Source organism: Marinobacter sp. V34 (assembly GCF_055524115.1).
The window spans coordinates 188,275-205,217 of record NZ_JBUPZY010000002.1; the positions used below are offsets into that span (position 1 = coordinate 188,275).

The window sequence follows — 16,943 nt, forward strand, 5'->3', positions numbered from 1 at the left end:
CCACCCTGGCGGCCTCTGCCGTTGTTTTATCAACATTTCAGCGCGAGTCAACACGCCAACAAGGTGAGAATAGCCCAGGTAGGAAAACGCCGAAATTGGCCTCACACGATGAATTCGGCGCCGTTTCGGTCAGTTTTGTCCGCTCGTTTGAGCCTGTTGCAGAATGCCTCAGTCCGGGCGCGGCACATTGAGAATGTCGCCCAGGGTGCCGTACTCGCTGCCACCCAGCCGTGAAATCGGGTCGATGCCTTTGGCATCAATAATGTAACGCCCCTGGTCGTTAATGCTGGCAACTTGATCGTCCACAAATACCTTCTTGATATTGCCAAACACCAGCGACTGCGGGGTGTCGCCCATTTCGATAACCTCTCGCAGCTCGCAGTAAAGCGCCACCAGGCACCCTTCAACCCTGGGCATTGGCCAGCCTTCTTCCTGCACCAGCTTCATATCCAGCCGGTCCAGTTCAGACTGGCCGTGGTCCAGATGGCGGGACGACTCCGTCATGGCCTGAGCCTGATTACGGCTGCCGATGTGCACCACAAACTGCTTACGGGCCTCAATATTCACTCGCGTGTCCTTGAAGCTGCCATCGCTGGGCTTCTTGCCCACAGACACCATCAGGATCGGCGGCTTACCGGTGACCACGGTAAAGAACGAATACGGCGCCAGGTTGTAGTCATCCCCCGGATTCTGCGACAACACCCACGCCACCGGCCGCGGGATAACGGTCTGGGTGAGGATTGGGTGGATGTGCTGTGCCTCGATCGACTCAAGGTCTATAAGCATTTGTGTTTCCTTCATGCAGTGAAAAGCAGGGAAAGGAGCCTACCGAATAAGCAATGTACCGTAGCTGGCCTTGTCAGGGCTATTGCGACCTAGTTGTACGGAGTTACCGTGCGTATGGTGAAATTATGAGCATCGTCAGTGTAGACAAATTCAGAGACGACCTAAAAATCCCCTTAAAACAGGTAATTAATAGGCATGAATCTCTCAAAGTGACACGCCGTGTTGGAGAGGCTCTCAACTGACCGGTCAGGCCACTTCGGTCGACACCTGAAACTGCCCAGTCAGTCTTTGCAGCTTGGTGGCTGAGGCCTGGGTACGCTCGGAGCTGAGCGTCAACTGCTCGACAACCCCATTCATGATGGCGGCACTTTCAGCCACACCCGCAGTTTGGGTGCTTTGTTGACGATTGGTGTTCTCAATACCCGAAATGGCTCGGAACAACTTTTCCACCATGTCGTGCAGCGCCGAGTTATCGTCCGCTGCGGCCTCGACTTTGCGAAGTCGCTCCTCCATCTCGGACATGCCATCCTCCATCGTCACAACAGCCCGACGAGTTTCTTCCTGCACATTGTCCAACCGCTCGCCAATGTCTTTGGTGGCCTGGGCGGTTCGACTCGCCAGCTGCCGGACCTCATCGGCAACCACAGCAAAGCCCCTGCCAGATTCTCCCGCACGGGCGGCCTCAATGGCTGCGTTCAGCGCCAGAAGATTGGTCTGAGCCGCGATGTCATTGATCACCAGCGCTGTCTTGCTGATTTCCTCTGTGCGATCGTTGGCCGCCCGAATACATTCCGCCGAACGATTGATAACGTCCCGAATACTCTGGGTTTCCTTGCTAACCAGGGCAAACTGCTCCCGCGCCCGCTCCACCACATCCTCCATTCCCGAGCGCATTTCCTGCGCCGTGGTAGAAGCATTTCTGATCTCGTTCTCCTGTTCAGTGGCACCACGCACCATATCTTCAATGTGCGTCAGTACTTCACGAATCCGCTCGTCGGCCAGTTGGTTCTGGCTCATCAATTGATCGCTGGCCTGGCGGGAGTCCGCAGCCAGGGAAAGCACCTGGCCAACCATGCCATCAAGGCTGTCGATGAAACTGTTAATCCAGCGGGCCAGATCCCCGGTCTCGTCCCGACGCATTCGGGACAGGTCCATACGCTGGCGCAGGTTGCCTCCCCCTTCTGCAATATTTCTGATCACATCCGCCATGGTGCCCAACTTTTCCGAGAGAGGTTTAGCCGAAGATGCCCGAAACAGCATCACCGTGATCAAGGCGGCCAATGCATTCACGGTGCCTTCCAACCACAGGGGAACGCCACTCCAGGCGAGCCCAAAATTGATAGACCAGAGCAGCCCCATGAAGATGGCCAGGCGCGCTGACAGGCTCCAGGAGATAGAACGCCGGCGGTAGACCTCTTCGAGATCTCCCTCGCACATCATGCCCCACCGATCCGGTGAGCCAGGCATCTGAAACGTCACGCCCTTGCCGATTACCGGAATATGACGATAATCCGAGTAGCCTGGGTACTTCACGTAGAGATTCTCGCCCCTGGCGATGGTTTCCCGAACACCGGGATGCAGTTGCCCTGTGGCGGGGTCGGTGAAGCGAATTTCGAATTCGGTGTGTTCACGTACACCCACCGTGCCGAACCCCGTGCGAATGCCATCTTTCAGGTTGTCACCGTGGCTGAACGTGGCGTCTTCGAAGCGGGACCGTGAAAGCGCAGTCCCAGTCAGGATGGTGCTGTCGAACTTGCTGTCAATCATGAACAGGTAGTTGTCACCCGATTCCTCAAACACGTGCCCTGCTTCGCGCTGAATAAGGTCGCTCATCACGTCATTGGGAATACGTGCACAGATGGCCGCCTGACGCCCCTCGTTCAACGTCACGGGCTGGTAGAACATCAGAGTCACGGCATCATGGAAGCGAGAGGTCGTAGCCCCGAGAGCCAGGGTAACAGGGTCCTTGTGGGGGCCATGGAGAAAACGCGACCGGACCCCGGCCTCAACCGCTTTCTGGGGAAGGTCCCGTTTTCCGCGGCGCCCCGTTGCGGAGGACTCCAGCACGGCACCGTCCGCGTTCACCACGAAGAGTTCAGAGATCTCCCGGAGTCTGCCGGACGAGGCCTGGAGCATCTCCCTGACGCCCTCATCAGCCTGCCCGTCAAGCCGGGTTGCCAGTGTTTCTAGAAAGGACCACTTGTTATCCGCCCAGGCAATCAGAGCATCACGCCGTGTTCGGGCGATACTCTCGAAAATCTGTTCATTGGTGTCATACATATTCCTGTTCAGAAAACAGGACCAGCCCATGGCCAGCTTGCCCGTTGCGCCCCAAACCGGTAACCAGCTTCGCTCCGCACCGGTCAGTTTCATAGTTTCGCTTTTCAGGGTCATTTACGCCTCCTCCAATCCGTACACCAGGACCGCAAGGCACAATGCCGGTGCAGTCAAACCGGAACACACGGGCTTGTTGCAAGGTTCAGGCCGAATCAACCTGATGGCGCCAGGAAACCAATTATTCCGCTGAATGCCTGGACTCGGAAGATAGAGTTGGAAATGGGAAAATCACAGAATTGCGCCCTGCGAACGCACGACGATCAATCACAGGACAAGACATGCACCGTTTTGGGGCGCGGAACGGCGGCCACACATTCTAGGCCAAGGGGTCGCCGGCGTTCGTAGTCCGCTGGGTTGAACGGGTGTAAAAAAGCCCCCGAAACGGGGGCAAACACGTGACAGTGACTGTCGGTTTGGCACAGCCTTAGTGGCTGATCATCCAGGGTCGCATGGAGGGGAACATTTTCTTCCCGTCAGCGGTATAGAACAGCATCGACTTTCCGGGTTTTGGTGAGCCACAGCCACAGCTGCGGCTGTGCTCAGGGTCCTGCTCCCGGCGATCGGCGGTGGAGAACACCGGTTCGTGGCGGGACTTTTCGTTTCGGTCCTGGGCAGTGCGCCTGGCAGGGTCCATGTTTGCGATTTCCGGGGGTAGCACAATCACTCGTGGCGAAAGCACCTGGCAAGTGGGGCATGCCATCGGTTTTGCGCTGTCTTCTATCGTTGCCAGAGTGTGGAACAAACCGTGTTCCCGGCATTTGTAGTCGTATACGGGCATGGTGACTACTCCTTGTCTTTCGACAGAGGTACGTCCATTCCGCCACTGGTCATTTTCTTTGGACCCTCTGCGGATGGATTGATGTCAAAATCAAAGATGCCTGTGGGCAGCCAGAGTGTGGCGCAGGCGTTCGGAATATCGACCACGCCGCTGATATGGCCCTCTACCGGCGCGCAACCCAGAATCGCGTAGGCCTGGGCCCTGGAGTAGCCAAACTTGGTCATGTATTCGATGGCATTCAGGCAGGCCTGGCGATAGGCCACATGCACGTCCAGGTAATGCTGGCCACCGTCTTCATCAACCGAGATCCCTTCAAAGATCACGTAATCGTCGTAGCGGGGTTTGATCGGGCTGGGTTTGAACACCGGGTTCTTGATGCCGTATTTCTTAACGCCATCCTTGATCAGGTTCACCCGCAGGTGAATCCATCCAGCCATTTCGATGGCACCACAGAAGGTGATTTCGCCATCGCCCTGGCTGAAGTGCAAGTCGCCAACCGACAGGCCTGCACCATCCACGTAGACCGGAAAGTAAACCTTGGAACCGCGGGAAAGGTCTTTAATATCGCAGTTACCACCATGTTCCCGGGGCGGTACTGTGCGAGCGCCCTCAGCCCCGGCCGCTTTGGCGGCGTCGCCTTTCAGCTGGCCCATGTGGGCGGTATCTCCGTTGGGGAGGGTGGCCAGTTCCGGCACCCGCTCCGGGTCTGTCGCTACCAGTCCTGCTTCACGTTTGTTCCAGGTGTCCAGCAGATCCTTGGAGGGCAGGCAGCCTATCAGTCCCGGGTGAATCAGGCCGGCAAACTCTACGTTCGGAATGTGGCGCGATTTGGTGAACATGCCGTTGAAGTCCCAGATGCTTTTCTGGGCGTCCGGAAAGTGTTCGGTCAGGAAGCCGCCACCGTTCTGCTTGGAGAAAAAGCCGTTGAAGCCCCACTGGCTCTCTTCAAAAGTGCCAATGTCGAGAATATCCACTTCCAGCAAGTCGCCCGGTTCGGCGCCTTCCACCCCAATCGGGCCAGACAGGAAGTGCACCTGGCTGAGGTCCACATCCCGCACATCGTCGGCGCTGTCGTCATTCTTGATCTGGCCGCCGGTCCAGTCGTAGCACTCCACAATAAAGTCGTCACCAGGTTTGACGGTGGCAACGAGCGGAATATCCGGGTGCCAGCGGTTGTGGATTTTGTCGTTCTCATAGGCCGACTTGTTCAGATCAATCTTGATAATGGTTTCAGCCATAACGGGCGCTCCTTGGTGTTGGCTTGTACAATCAGGTAACGGTTTTACTATCCGAGATCCCACGCCCGGGAGGTATTCGCGAAATGCCCCCCATACCTACGTCATTCAACGTATTGGTGCACAGTGACGGTTGTGCCTTCCAGGCCAGCTTCAAAACGACGGCACTCCGGATACGCCAACAACGCACGGGCTACCGCTGGTTCCAGTCGTTGGCGAAAGGCTCTCAGCATTTCCCGGGCGCCATAGCGGGCATCGTAACCACGGCACAGTTCGGCCCGTAGCTCGGTCGATAGGGATAACGCTGCGTGCTTTTTGGTCAACCGATGATTAAGGCCTGCGAGTTCAATATCCAGCAGTGCCTCGAGCCAGTTGTCAGTAAGGCGGTTGAAGGTATGAATCTGGTCGATACGGTTCAGGAATTCGGGATCAAAATACCGGCGCAGGGCGGTGTCACGCAGGGAATCAGTCTTGCTGGATGATAACCCAAGCCAGCGGCGCCAACCCCGCTGGTATCGCTGTTCGTGTGCTTCTGCCTCCAGGGCACCGGCGTTGCTGGTCATGAAAATCAAGGTGTTGCGGAAATCAATCTCCCGATTACCGGAAGGGAACACTAGCCGGCCGGTATCCAGCACGTTCAGCAGGGTCCGGACCACCTCCTTGCTGGCCTTCTCGATTTCGTCGAACAGCACAATGCCGGGCTTGCTGAACGAGCCTTGCACCTTATCCAGATCAAACAGGCTGTGGCCTTCCTTGCTGCCTACATAGCCCGGAGGTGCGCCGGTAAGTGCGGCAGCATAATGCTCCTGGGCCAGGGTATTCATGTCGATGCGGCACAGGCCATCCCGGTTGCCATGGATGGCTTCGGCGATCAACCGCACGGTTTCAGTCTTACCCACCCCGGTGGGACCAAGAAACAGGTGCACCGCCAGCGGCCGGTTTTCCTCACCGATGTCGGCTTTCACCCGCACCAGCATGGATTCCATGGCGACCAGGGCATCGTCCTGGCCAACGATGTTTTCCCGCAGGCGGCACATGACGTCATCTGGCTCAAAGCGAAACCGGGAAGCACGAACCGGGCCTGAAGCGGCCCGGTTCTGTTCTATGGATTCCCGGTTGGCTTCCAGCCGTTCGTTGATAAACGGCATCAGCGACTCCCGACTTTAAGCGCCTGCAGATTTTTCTTTACCGTCGAATGGCAGGCCACCCACAGGACATTCAGCAGTGCCTACGGTTTTGCGAGTCATTGCCTCAACGTTCTCCTGTGCCTTTTGAGCGTCCATCACCCAGGTGCGGTAGAACTCGAATGGGCAGTCGGCCACGCCCTTGTCGCCGTCGCCGGAGTTGTGAACACCGGTGTAGCCCCGGTGCAGCAGCTTGAACAGGTGGTTCTGTGACTGGTCGTTTTGGCGGGCGTCGCGAATCTGGCTGATAGAAAGCTGGGCATACTGGATACCCATGTCTTCCTCACCACACTCACCCAGCGTGCGGCCATCAAAGCCAATAATGGCGGAGTGGCCGAAGTAGGAGTACACGCCATCAAAGCCGGAGGCGTTGGCCACAGCCACATAGCAGTTGTTGGCCCAGGCCATGCTCTTGGACATCATCACCTGTTGTTCCTTGGCCGGGTACATATAGCCCTGGCAGCGAACGATCAGTTCCGCCCCCTTCATGGCACAGTCCCGCCAGATTTCCGGGTAGTTGCCGTCATCGCAAATGATCAGGCTGATCTTCATACCCTTGGGGCCTTCGCTGACGTAAGTGGTGTCCCCCGGATACCAGCCTTCAATCGGGCACCAGGGCACACACTTACGGTACTTCTGAACAATCTCACCGTCATTATTGATGAGAATCAGTGTGTTGTAGGGCGCCTTGTTCGGATGATCCTCATGGCGTTCCCCGGTCAGGGAGAAGATGCCCCAGGTATTGGCTTCACGGCAGGCGGCAGAGAAGATGGCGGTTTCGTCGCCGGGAATGGTGGCAGCCGTCTCCATCATCTCGTCATTGTCGTACATGATGCCCATGGTGCTGTATTCCGGAAACACCACCAGGTCCATGCCGGGCAGGCCCACTTTCATACCCTTGATCATGTCGGCAATCTTGCGGGCGTTGTCCAACACCTCGGCTTTGGTATGCAACCGGGGCATCTTGTAGTTCACCACCGCCACACCGACGGTGTCGTTACTGCTGGAAATATCACCGTGTCTCATTAATCCGCTCCTCGTTAAACCGCCAGGTAACTGGCAATCTTTTCCTGGTCTGCTTCAGCCCTGCTCTCTTCGTGCACGATGGCTCCCTTCTCGATCACCAGAATCCGGTCCGCCGCGTCCATCACAAAGCTCAGCACCTGTTCAGAAACAACAATCGACAAACCGCGCTCATCGCGAATACGCCGTAGGGTTTGCGCAATTTCTTTGATGATATTGGGCTGAATGCCTTCGGTGGGTTCGTCGAGCAACAGCACCTTGGGCTGCGTAGCCAGTGCGCGGGCAATGGCGAGCTGTTGCTGCTGGCCGCCAGACAGGTTACCGCCGCGCCTGTTCTGCATTTCCTTCAGTACCGGAAACATCTCGTACAGATCCTCCGGCACCTTCTTTTCACCCACGGCGGACAGAGCCGTTTCAATGTTTTCCCTTACCGTAAGGGTTGGGAAAATCATCCGGCCCTGAGGCACAAAGCCGATGCCGGCCCTTACCCGTTGGAAGCTTTTCAGGTTGGAAAGGTTGGTGCCATCCAGGCTGACCTCACCGCCTTTGGTGGGTGTCATGCCCACCAGGGACTTCATCAGCGTGGTCTTACCCATGCCATTGCGGCCCACCACGGCCACAATCTCGTTTTTTCCCACCTCAAGGTTCAGGTCCCCGATGATGGTGCTTTGGCCATAGGCTACCGAATGATGTTTGACGCTTAGCATGTTCAGTGCCCCAGATAGACTTCGATGACTTTCGGGTCCGACTTCACGTGCTCAATGGACCCTTCCGAAAGAACCTTGCCCTGATGCATCACGGTCACCCGGTCGGCGATGTCGCCGACGAACTGCATGTCGTGCTCGATCACCAGTACCGTGTGGTCCTTGGTGATCACCCGGAGCAGTTCGGCGGTTTTCTTGCGCTCTGCCACCGACATTCCGGCCACCGGCTCATCCAGCATCAGCAGGTCCGGCTTCTGGATCAGCAGCATGCCGATCTCCAGCCACTGCTTCTGGCCATGGCTGAGCGAGGCCGCCGGTTCGTTCAGGGCGTCCGTCAGAAAGATGGTTTCTGCCACCTCTTCCACGGCTCCGATCACCGCCGTGTCCCGCTTGAAGGCCATCGCCCCCATCACGCTATGGCCCTGTGGATAGGACACCTCGAGGTTTTCAAACACGGTCAGATCCTCGAACACCGACGGTGTCTGGAACTTCCGGCCCACGCCCGAATGAACGATCTGGTGTTCCTTGAGTCTGGTCAGCTCCTTGCCGGCAAATTTGATAGACCCGGCGGTGGCCTTGGTTTTGCCGCAGATCAGATCGAGAACGGTGGTTTTGCCGGCGCCATTGGGACCGATAATGACCCGGATTTCCTTGGGATCGAGGTAGAAAGACAGGTCATCCACGGCCTTGAAACCGTCGAATGATACGGTCAGGCCCTCAACCGCCAGCAGGAAATCCGTGCCTTTGCTTTTGGCTGCACTCATCACGATTTCTCCGGGCTGTAGGTAGTGATCATCGGATCGTAATCGTCGGCTTTTTCCGCACTCGGCTTGGTGGCCGCAGGCGCGGAGGCGGTTTTGGGCTCAGGCTTACTGCGCTTGAAAAGGCGGTCTTCCAGGGGCATGACGTAGCTGCGGTAGAGCCCGGCGAGGCCGTTCGGGAAAGCCAGCACCACACCAATAAACAGCGCGCCCATAGCGAAGGGCCAGAGTTCCGGGAAGGACTCGGAGAAACCACTCTTGGCGGCGTTCACCAGCAAAGCGCCGTAAACCGCGCCAAGAATTGACAGCCGACCGCCAAGGGCGCAGAAGATCACCATCTCGATGGAAGCTACAATGCCGATGAACGATGGCGACATGAAGCCCACGATCAGGGTGAACATCGCGCCCCCGATTCCCGCGAAGGCTGCCGCCAGGCAGAACACGAAAATCTTGAAGGCGGCGACGTCGTAGCCCGAGAAGCGTACCCGCATTTCCTGGGCATTCATGGCCACCAGAATGCGTCCCAGTTTCCGGTTCTGGACAAGCCGTGCCGCGAACAGACAAAGGAACAGCATTCCGACGCAGACGAAGTACAGGGTGGTCCGTGCCTCATCGGTGCGGATATCCCAGCCCTTCAGGGTCTGCAGGTCGGTAATGCCGTTTACGCCCCCGGTGTACCCCTGTTGTCCGATAATCAGGATGGTCAGGATTGCGGCTATGGCCTGGGTGATGATGGCAAAGTACACGCCGCCCACACGGCGGGTGAACATGGCAAAACCAATCACGAACGCCAGCAGAACGGGCACGCCAATAACCGCGATCAACGTGAACGAGAAACTGTGGAACGGTTCCCAGAACCACGGCAGCTCGGTGAGTTGGTTCCAGTCCATGAAATCCGGAATGCCCGGGGTGGACTGGATTGCCGTGGCCTCTGGCGTGGAGGCTTCCAGCTTCAGGAACATCGCCATGCAATAGCCACCCAGGCCGAAGAACACGCCCTGGCCCAGGCTGAGGATGCCGGCTTTACCCCAGCACATCACCAGTCCGATCGCCACAAAGGCGTATGTCAGGTACTTACCCACCATGTTCAGCCGGAACGGGTCCAGCGCCAGCGGCAGGATGACAACCAGCAGAAACGCCAGCGCCAGGTAATACAGGCCCTCGCGGGAGCCGAACCATTTCAGGGGGGATGAACTCTTCATGACAATCTCCTAGCGACGGACCTTGAGGGCCATGAGTCCTTCTGGACGCAGCATCAGAATGCCGACGACAACCAGCAGGGTGAGTACCTTGGCCATGGAACCACTCAGGAAAAATTCCATGGTGGACTGGGCCTGGGAAATGCCGAAGGCGGAAATAATGGTGCCAATCAGGCTTTGGGCGCCGCCGAAGACCACCACCAGGAAGGTATCGACAATGTAGGCCTGGCCGGACGACGGCCCGGTGGAGCCGATCATGGTGAACGCAGCGCCAGCAATTCCGGCGATACCGCAGCCGAGGGCAAAGGTGGCGCGGTCAATACCAGCACTGTTGATGCCGACAGCCTCAGCCATAGGGCGGTTCTGAACCACAGCCCGCACGTTCTTGCCCCAGCCGGAGCGGTACATGAGCAGGTAAACGGCGACTGCAATGGAGAGCGCGATAATCATCACGAACAAGCCGTTGATCGGCAGTTCCACCAAATCGGTCACCTGGAAGGCGCCCATCATCCATTCGGGAAGGTCAACGCCCACTTCCCGGGCACCAAAGATGGAGCGGTAGGCCTGCTGCATGATCAGGCTCAGACCCCAGGTGGCCAACAAAGTATCGAGTGGACGGTGGTAGAGATGCCGTATCATCAGCCACTCAACGAGTGCCCCCAAGACGGCGCAGATCAGAAAGGCCAGAATGATGGCGAAAAAGAAGTAACCGCCAAACAGTCCGGGCAGGTAGGACTGGAAAAAACCCGACGTCAGGTAGGTTGTGTAGGCACCGAGGATCATGAATTCCCCGTGGGCCATATTGATCACCCCCATCTGACCAAAGATGATGGCCAGGCCCATTGCCATCAGTACGAACACTGAAAACAGGGAGAGCCCGGCAAACCCCTGCATGGCAAATATCGACATCAATTCACTGCTGGTGTAGCCATCGAACATGACCCTTCTCCCCTTCAAACCAACATGCTTTGCGTTGCGGAGGCGATGAAGGCCGGCGCGCGGTGGCGCCGGCCAATCTGTTTTACTGGTAACCTTCCGGGAACGGGTCTGGCTCCATCAGCTCTTCAGTTTCGTGAACCACCTTGTACTGACCATCAACCTGGGCCTGGCCAATCCGGGTTTTGGACCAAAGGTGGTGGTTTTCGTGGATGCGTACGTAGCCTTCCGGTGCCTTGGTGAACTCGATGCCAGCGAACTCTTCGCGAATCTTGTCGATGTCGAAAGAGCCGGCCTTTTCAACCGCCGCTTTCCACAACCATGGGCCGAGGTAGGCGGCCTGGGTGACGTCGCCGATGACCATGTCATCGCCGTAGGTTTCCTTGAAGGCCGCAACAAACTCATTGTTGTTGGGGTTGTCCAGGCTCTGGAAGTACTTCATGGAGGCGTAGATACCTTCCACGTTGTCACCGCCGATACCGCGGATTTCGTCCTCGGTTACGGAGATGGTCAGCAGCAGCGGCTTCTCGTCGGTGAAATCAACACCGGCGGCTTTCATCTGCTTGTAGAAGGCCACGTTGGAACCGCCCACCACGGACGCGAAGATCACATCGGGCTTCTTGAGCTTGATCTTGTTGATGACTGAATTGAACTGGGTGTGCCCCAATGGGTAGTACTCTTCACCCACAACTTTTAGACCCAGCTTATCGATGTGCTTTCGGGCGATTTTGTTAGAAGTTCGTGGCCAGATGTAGTCGGATCCGAGCAGATAGAAACTTTTGGCGCCCTTTTCCTTTACCGCCCAGTCGATACCCGCAAGAATCTGCTGGGTGGCTTCCTGGCCGGTGTAAACCACGTTAGGGGACTGCTCAAGACCTTCATAGAAGGTGGGGTAATACAGCATGCCGTTGTACTGCTCAATGACCGGCAGGATGGCCTTGCGTGACGCAGAAGTCCACGCTCCAAAGATCGCGGCCACGTTATCCTGACGCAGAAGCTTGCGGGACTTTTCGGCAAACGTCGGCCAGTCGCTGGCGCCGTCTTCCTGAACAAATTCTATCTGGCGCCCCAGAACGCCGCCGGACTCGTTAATCTGTTCAATCGCCAGCTTTTCCGCCTGCACCGAGCCAATCTCACTGATTGCCATGGTGCCGGTGATGGAGTGCAGTATACCAACCGTCACGGTGTCATCCGTCACCGCCAGATCGGTTGTATTGACGTCTGCCGTACTGGGTGTCGCCGCTTGCGCGGAGGTAGCCAGCATAACGGACGCCGCCAGTGTCATCAGACTCTTTCTAAACCCCAGCCTCTTGCCAGGCGATCGTACGCTGGCGTTTGTATCTGTCGTACCCATGGTGATTCCTCGCAGTGTTTGAAATCCGGTACCGCGCTTTTCATCGAAAGCACAGCGTCCACATCAAACATTCTGCTTGCGCCCCTTAAGGGAACCCATTCGGCAATCACCCCAGCGCACTACGTCATTTGACGCATTCCTGATTCCGGCAATACAGGCTAAAACGCGGGTACACGATTTATATGTGTCCGCTTTTCCTTGCGTTCCTGTCCATGGCACGAAAATTGTTGGTGTTTTCAGGTCCGGTGGACCGCGCCACGCAACCGCACTTATTTCGGGCACTCCTTATTCAGCGACACAGGCAACACAACGATGGCCGCACGACAAAGCATTTTCCGTGTAAGGCGCAATTACAATCAGTGGGTGGCCAACCAGACGCTCGAAGACTACGCCTTGCGGTTTACCGCGAAGAGTGCACGGCGATGGTCCGCCGCCCGCGTTACTAATACGGCTCTGGGAGCGATTTCCTTTCTGGCGTTGGAAGCCATCGGTGGGGCCATCACTATCCACTATGGATTCAACAACGCGGTCGCAGCCATCTGCGCCGTGGCGCTGATCATCTTTCTGACGGCGATACCCATCAGCTACTACGCCGCTCGCTATGGTGTTGATATAGACCTGCTTACCCGCGGCGCTGGCTTCGGCTACATCGGCTCCACCATCACCTCGCTGATCTACGCCTCGTTTACGTTTATCTTCTTCGCGATTGAAGCGGCAATCATGGCCATGGCGCTGGAGCTGCTGCTGGATATACCGTTGGTGATCGGGTATCTCGTTTGTTCGGTGGTGATTATTCCCCTGGTCACCCACGGCATAACCGCCATCAGCAAGTTCCAGCTCTGGACCCAACCGGCGTGGATTGTGCTGCAGTTGCTGCCGTTCGTTTTCATCATCTACATGGATGCCGGTTCGGTGTCGGACTGGACGCAGTTTGAGGGCGCTGCCCCCAATCAGGGCGGGGAGTTCAATCTGCTGCTTTTTGGGGCAGCGTCGGCCGTGGTGTTCTCGCTGATTGCACAGATCGGCGAACAAGTCGATTTCCTGCGTTTTGTGCCTGAACCTGAGCAAGGTCAACGTTTGCGGTGGTGGACGGCGGTCATGTCCGGTGGACCCGGATGGATCGTCCTTGGTGCATTAAAAATCCTGGCGGGCTCGTTCCTGGCTGTGCTGGCCCTGAACCATGGTGTGTCGGCGTCGGACGCCTCCGACCCCACCCGCATGTACATGGTGGCATTCGGCTATCTCTCATCGTCACCGGAAGTGGCGCTGGCCATCGCGGGCATTTTCGTCGTTCTTTGCCAGGTCAAAATCAACGTCACTAATGCCTATGCAGGATCCATTGCCTGGTCGAATTTTTTCTCACGCCTGACCCACAGCCATCCGGGCCGGGTGGTGTGGCTGGTCTTCAACGTGACCATCGCTTTGCTGGTGATGGAGTTGGGTGTCTATCGCGCCCTGGAAGAGACTCTGGGCTTCTACGGCATCGTGGCGGTGGCATGGGTGGGCACTCTGGTGGCCGATCTGGTAATCAATAAACCACTGGGCTTCAGCCCGAAGCACATCGAGTTCAAGCGGGCACACCTGTACGACATCAACCCCGTTGGTGTCGGCGCCATGATACTGGCCTCGGTCATTGGCATGGTGTGCCACGGTGGTGCCTTGGGCGAGATTGCCCAGGCTCTGTCGCATTTTATTACTCTGGGCGCGGCATTGGTAATCGCCCCTCTCATTGCGTGGCAGACCGGAGGGCGCTTCTACACCGCTCGACCGTTCGTCCCCATCGCCACTGACAGACAACTCGTTGGCTGCTGCATCTGCGAATATGAGTTCGAGCCGGAAGACGTGACCGGCTGCCCGGCCTACGCCGGCAATATCTGCTCGCTGTGCTGTTCGCTGGATGCACGCTGTGGCGATTTCTGTAAACCCGGTGCAGGTTATCGACATCAGCTGCAGCAGTTTTTTGGCCTGTTTATTCCCGCGTCAGTCCTCTCAAAACTACATTCGCGCATTGGCCACTTCCTGACGTTGTTGTTCCTGATCAACGGTCTGTCCGGGCTGCTTCTGGCACTGATATACGCCAAGACACCGGTGAATTCGGCCACCGAAGCCATGCTGCTGTCGATCACCCTGTGGAAGGTGTTCTTCGTGCTGATCATTATCACCGGCGTGGTGTGCTGGCTGTTTGTGCTGGCCCATGAAAGCCGCGTGGTGGCCGAGGAGGAGTCCCAGCGACAGACCCGCCTTCTGACCGAGGAGATTGTGGCCCACGAGCGTACGGATCAGGCCCTGCAACAGGCCAAGGAGCACGCGGAAGCGGCCAATGGCGCAAAGAGCCGATACCTGACTGGCATCAGCCACGAGCTGCGCTCACCGCTGAACGCAATCCTGGGTTACGCCCAACTGATGGAAAACGACACCGCTATCCCGGACAACCGCAAGGACGCACTGGGTGTCATACGTCGCAGCGGTGAGTATCTGGCAGACCTGATCGAAGGCCTGCTGGACATCTCCAAGATCGAAGCAGGGCGGCTGGACCTGCACCGCGACGAGGTGCGTATTGACCTGCTGCTGGAGCAACTGGTGCACATGTTCCGGCTGCAAGCGGAAGAGAAAGGGCTGGCCTTCAGTTACCACGGCCCTAACCGCTTACCGGAACTGGTGACCACAGATGAAAAGCGCCTGCGGCAGATACTCATCAACCTGCTGTCCAATGCGCTCAAATACACCGACAACGGCAGCATTTCGTTAACTCTGAAATATCGCAGCCAGGTGGCCGAGTTCACGATAAAGGATACCGGCGAAGGCATCGCCAAAGAGAACATCGAGCGCATATTCCGGCCTTTCGAGCGTATACGTACCCCCGGACAAAATCGCACCGGGACCGGGCTCGGGCTTACCATCACCCGACTATTGACCGAAATTATGGGCGGCGATCTCTCGGTAGAGAGCACACCAGGAGAAGGCAGTACCTTCCGCGTCAGCCTGATGCTGTCCAGCCTGCATACCTCCCGCCCGGAATCCATGACGTCTCCAGCGCGGCGCATTTATGGCTATAAAGGCCCGCGACGCAAGATCATGGTGGTGGATGACGAGTCCTCCCACCGCCAGGTAATCCGCGCCATGCTGGCTCCCCTGGGGTTTGAGATTGTCGACATTGGCAACTCCCTGGCGGTGGCGGATGCCATCGACAACAGCCATCCTGACCTGCTGTTACTTGATGTCTCCATGCCCGGTTGCAGCGGCTGGGATATCCTTACGCAATTGCGAAGCAACAACCATCAGGTGCCCGTGGTCATGGTATCGGCTGACGCCAGCGAAGGACGCAACCGGCTGGAATCACCCACCCTGCATAACGGCTATATCATCAAGCCCGTGCGCCTGAACCTGCTGCTGGACCACATCGCCCGGCTGCTTAACCTCGACTGGCGCTTCGAAAAAAGCCCGGAACCACTGGCAGCCACCACTACGCGCGAATCGGAAACGCTGATCCTGCCTGCGGATGAACATCGTGCCGCGCTGGTGGGGCTGGCCACCATCGGCCACAAAAAAGGACTTCTTGAGGCACTGCACGGACTCCATTACCGGAGCGAGGCAGATCCGGTGTTTATAGAAGAACTCGTGAAGCTCACCAACGACTTCCAGTTCGAAAAAATCATTGATTTGATCAAGGTGAAGGAACATGAACACACCTGAAGCCCGAAAGACGGTCGTTATGGTGGTGGATGATGCAGTCGACTGCATTCGCATGATCAACGACGCCCTGGAAGGTGCCGGCATGACGGTATTGATCGCACTGGAAGGCAGCCAGGCCCTGACCATCAGCCAGAACATCACCCCGGACATCGTGCTGATGGACGCCATCATGCCCAACATGGACGGCTTCGAAACCTGCCGTCGGCTGAAGCAGAATCCGGACTTCGCAAATACCCCCATCATTTTCATGACCGGCCTCAGCGATACCGAACACGTGGTGATGGGCCTTAAATGCGGCGGCGTGGACTACGTCACCAAACCCATCAACACTACCGAGCTGATGGCCCGCATGCAGGTACACCTGACCAACGCCCGCATGGCACACAGCGCTCGGGCCGCACTGGATACCGCCGGACAGAACCTGTTTGCCGTGGACCGTAACGGAGTCATTCTGTGGACAACCCCCCAGGTTCATCAGCGGCTCATTGGCGGCGGCTCGAATAACCTCGAACTGCTGACCAAAAACCTGGCCACCTGGTTGAGTCACAATCCGGAGAACGGCCACAGCCTTACGCTGGATTTCCTGCCCGAGCTCCACGCGGTGGAATTCCTCACCCTGGTCGACCAAAGAGAATACCTGTTGCGCCTGCAAGAGGTGCAGAAGCCCAGCGAGGCTACTGGTGCGCTGCGGGCGCGCTTCAGCCTGACCGGACGGGAGTCCGATGTGCTGTTGTGGATCGCCAATGGCAAAACCAACCGCGAGATCGGACAGATACTGGAAATGAGCCCACGCACGGTAAACAAGCACCTGGAGCAGGTATTTCGCAAACTGGGTGTGGAAAACCGCACGTCGGCCGCTGCTGCCGCCATCAAATGTCTGGCGCGAACCTGACCACTACAGGCAACAAAAGGGGCGTAGCCGCAGGGAGGAGCCTTACCCGTTCCACACCGGA

At 57.4% G+C, this 16,943-nt stretch carries 13 protein-coding genes; 2 read left to right on the top strand and 11 right to left on the bottom strand.

The genetic code is table 11. The annotated features are described in order from the left end of the window. Positions 1 to 168 precede the first annotated feature (168 nt). The 11 genes from AC0B60_RS03980 to urtA form a co-directional block, all read right to left on the bottom strand. Positions 169 to 786, bottom strand: coding sequence for a flavin reductase family protein (locus tag AC0B60_RS03980; RefSeq protein ID WP_421842307.1), 618 nt, complete (start codon positions 784 to 786; stop codon positions 169 to 171). A 246-nt stretch (positions 787 to 1,032) separates the two neighbouring features. Continuing rightward, positions 1,033 to 3,180 (bottom strand): methyl-accepting chemotaxis protein, encoded by a 2,148-nt coding sequence (locus AC0B60_RS03985; RefSeq protein WP_465084215.1) that lies wholly within the window; start codon positions 3,178 to 3,180, stop codon positions 1,033 to 1,035. Between the two features lie 367 nt (positions 3,181 to 3,547). Beyond that, entirely contained in the window at positions 3,548 to 3,901 is a 354-nt protein-coding gene (locus tag AC0B60_RS03990) for a zinc ribbon domain-containing protein (RefSeq protein WP_091644014.1), read from the bottom strand. A 5-nt stretch (positions 3,902 to 3,906) separates the two neighbouring features. Next, on the bottom strand, positions 3,907 to 5,139 hold the full coding sequence (gene fmdA / locus AC0B60_RS03995) for a formamidase (protein WP_465084216.1): 1,233 nt from the start codon (positions 5,137 to 5,139) through the stop codon (positions 3,907 to 3,909). 101 nt (positions 5,140 to 5,240) lie between these two features. Then, positions 5,241 to 6,284 (bottom strand): AAA family ATPase, encoded by a 1,044-nt coding sequence (locus AC0B60_RS04000; protein WP_465084219.1) that lies wholly within the window; start codon positions 6,282 to 6,284, stop codon positions 5,241 to 5,243. A 15-nt stretch (positions 6,285 to 6,299) separates the two neighbouring features. Further along, entirely contained in the window at positions 6,300 to 7,346 is a 1,047-nt protein-coding gene (locus AC0B60_RS04005; protein ID WP_465084221.1) for an aliphatic amidase, read from the bottom strand. Between the two features lie 14 nt (positions 7,347 to 7,360). Next, complete coding sequence (urtE, locus tag AC0B60_RS04010; protein WP_292048908.1) at positions 7,361 to 8,050, bottom strand: urea ABC transporter ATP-binding subunit UrtE; 690 nt, start codon at positions 8,048 to 8,050, stop codon at positions 7,361 to 7,363. A gap of 2 nt (positions 8,051 to 8,052) precedes the next feature. Continuing rightward, positions 8,053 to 8,811 carry an urea ABC transporter ATP-binding protein UrtD gene (urtD, locus tag AC0B60_RS04015; protein WP_465084222.1) on the bottom strand — a complete coding sequence of 253 codons (759 nt, stop codon included), beginning with the start codon at positions 8,809 to 8,811 and terminating at the stop codon, positions 8,053 to 8,055. After that, positions 8,811 to 10,010, bottom strand: coding sequence for an urea ABC transporter permease subunit UrtC (gene urtC, locus AC0B60_RS04020; protein WP_292048910.1), 1,200 nt, complete (start codon positions 10,008 to 10,010; stop codon positions 8,811 to 8,813). Before urtC ends, urtD begins: the two co-directional genes overlap by 1 nt. 9 nt (positions 10,011 to 10,019) lie before the next feature. After that, positions 10,020 to 10,946, bottom strand: a complete 927-nt coding sequence (gene urtB / locus AC0B60_RS04025; RefSeq protein ID WP_421911691.1) for an urea ABC transporter permease subunit UrtB — start codon at positions 10,944 to 10,946, stop codon at positions 10,020 to 10,022. Positions 10,947 to 11,028: 82 nt separating this feature from the next. After that, complete coding sequence (urtA, locus tag AC0B60_RS04030) at positions 11,029 to 12,207, bottom strand: urea ABC transporter substrate-binding protein (protein ID WP_420391159.1); 1,179 nt, start codon at positions 12,205 to 12,207, stop codon at positions 11,029 to 11,031. Positions 12,208 to 12,609: 402 nt separating this feature from the next. Here urtA and AC0B60_RS04035 point away from each other — a divergent pair, with 402 nt between their 5' ends. Both AC0B60_RS04035 and AC0B60_RS04040 read left to right on the top strand, forming a co-directional pair. Next, entirely contained in the window at positions 12,610 to 15,990 is a 3,381-nt protein-coding gene (locus AC0B60_RS04035; protein WP_465084225.1) for a hybrid sensor histidine kinase/response regulator, read from the top strand. Beyond that, the gene (locus AC0B60_RS04040; protein WP_465084227.1) at positions 15,977 to 16,882 is read left to right on the top strand and encodes a response regulator; all 906 of its coding nucleotides are present in this window, start codon (positions 15,977 to 15,979) and stop codon (positions 16,880 to 16,882) included. The genes AC0B60_RS04035 and AC0B60_RS04040 overlap by 14 nt, the downstream gene beginning before the upstream one ends. Positions 16,883 to 16,943: the final 61 nt, after the last annotated feature.

Bases quoted from the DNA above. Each gene is read 5' to 3' on its own strand.
- AC0B60_RS03980 (WP_421842307.1), bottom strand. From the start codon at position 786: ATGCTTATAGACCTTGAGTCGATCGAGGCACAGCACATCCACCCAATC.
- AC0B60_RS03985 (WP_465084215.1), bottom strand. From the start codon at position 3,180: ATGACCCTGAAAAGCGAAACTATGAAACTGACCGGTGCGGAGCGAAGC.
- AC0B60_RS03990 (WP_091644014.1), bottom strand. From the start codon at position 3,901: ATGCCCGTATACGACTACAAATGCCGGGAACACGGTTTGTTCCACACT.
- fmdA (WP_465084216.1), bottom strand. From the start codon at position 5,139: ATGGCTGAAACCATTATCAAGATTGATCTGAACAAGTCGGCCTATGAG.
- AC0B60_RS04000 (WP_465084219.1), bottom strand. From the start codon at position 6,284: ATGCCGTTTATCAACGAACGGCTGGAAGCCAACCGGGAATCCATAGAA.
- AC0B60_RS04005 (WP_465084221.1), bottom strand. From the start codon at position 7,346: ATGAGACACGGTGATATTTCCAGCAGTAACGACACCGTCGGTGTGGCG.
- urtE (WP_292048908.1), bottom strand. From the start codon at position 8,050: ATGCTAAGCGTCAAACATCATTCGGTAGCCTATGGCCAAAGCACCATC.
- urtD (WP_465084222.1), bottom strand. From the start codon at position 8,811: ATGAGTGCAGCCAAAAGCAAAGGCACGGATTTCCTGCTGGCGGTTGAG.
- urtC (WP_292048910.1), bottom strand. From the start codon at position 10,010: ATGAAGAGTTCATCCCCCCTGAAATGGTTCGGCTCCCGCGAGGGCCTG.
- urtB (WP_421911691.1), bottom strand. From the start codon at position 10,946: ATGTTCGATGGCTACACCAGCAGTGAATTGATGTCGATATTTGCCATG.
- urtA (WP_420391159.1), bottom strand. From the start codon at position 12,207: ATGCTGGCTACCTCCGCGCAAGCGGCGACACCCAGTACGGCAGACGTC.
- AC0B60_RS04035 (WP_465084225.1), top strand. From the start codon at position 12,610: ATGGCCGCACGACAAAGCATTTTCCGTGTAAGGCGCAATTACAATCAG.
- AC0B60_RS04040 (WP_465084227.1), top strand. From the start codon at position 15,977: ATGAACACACCTGAAGCCCGAAAGACGGTCGTTATGGTGGTGGATGAT.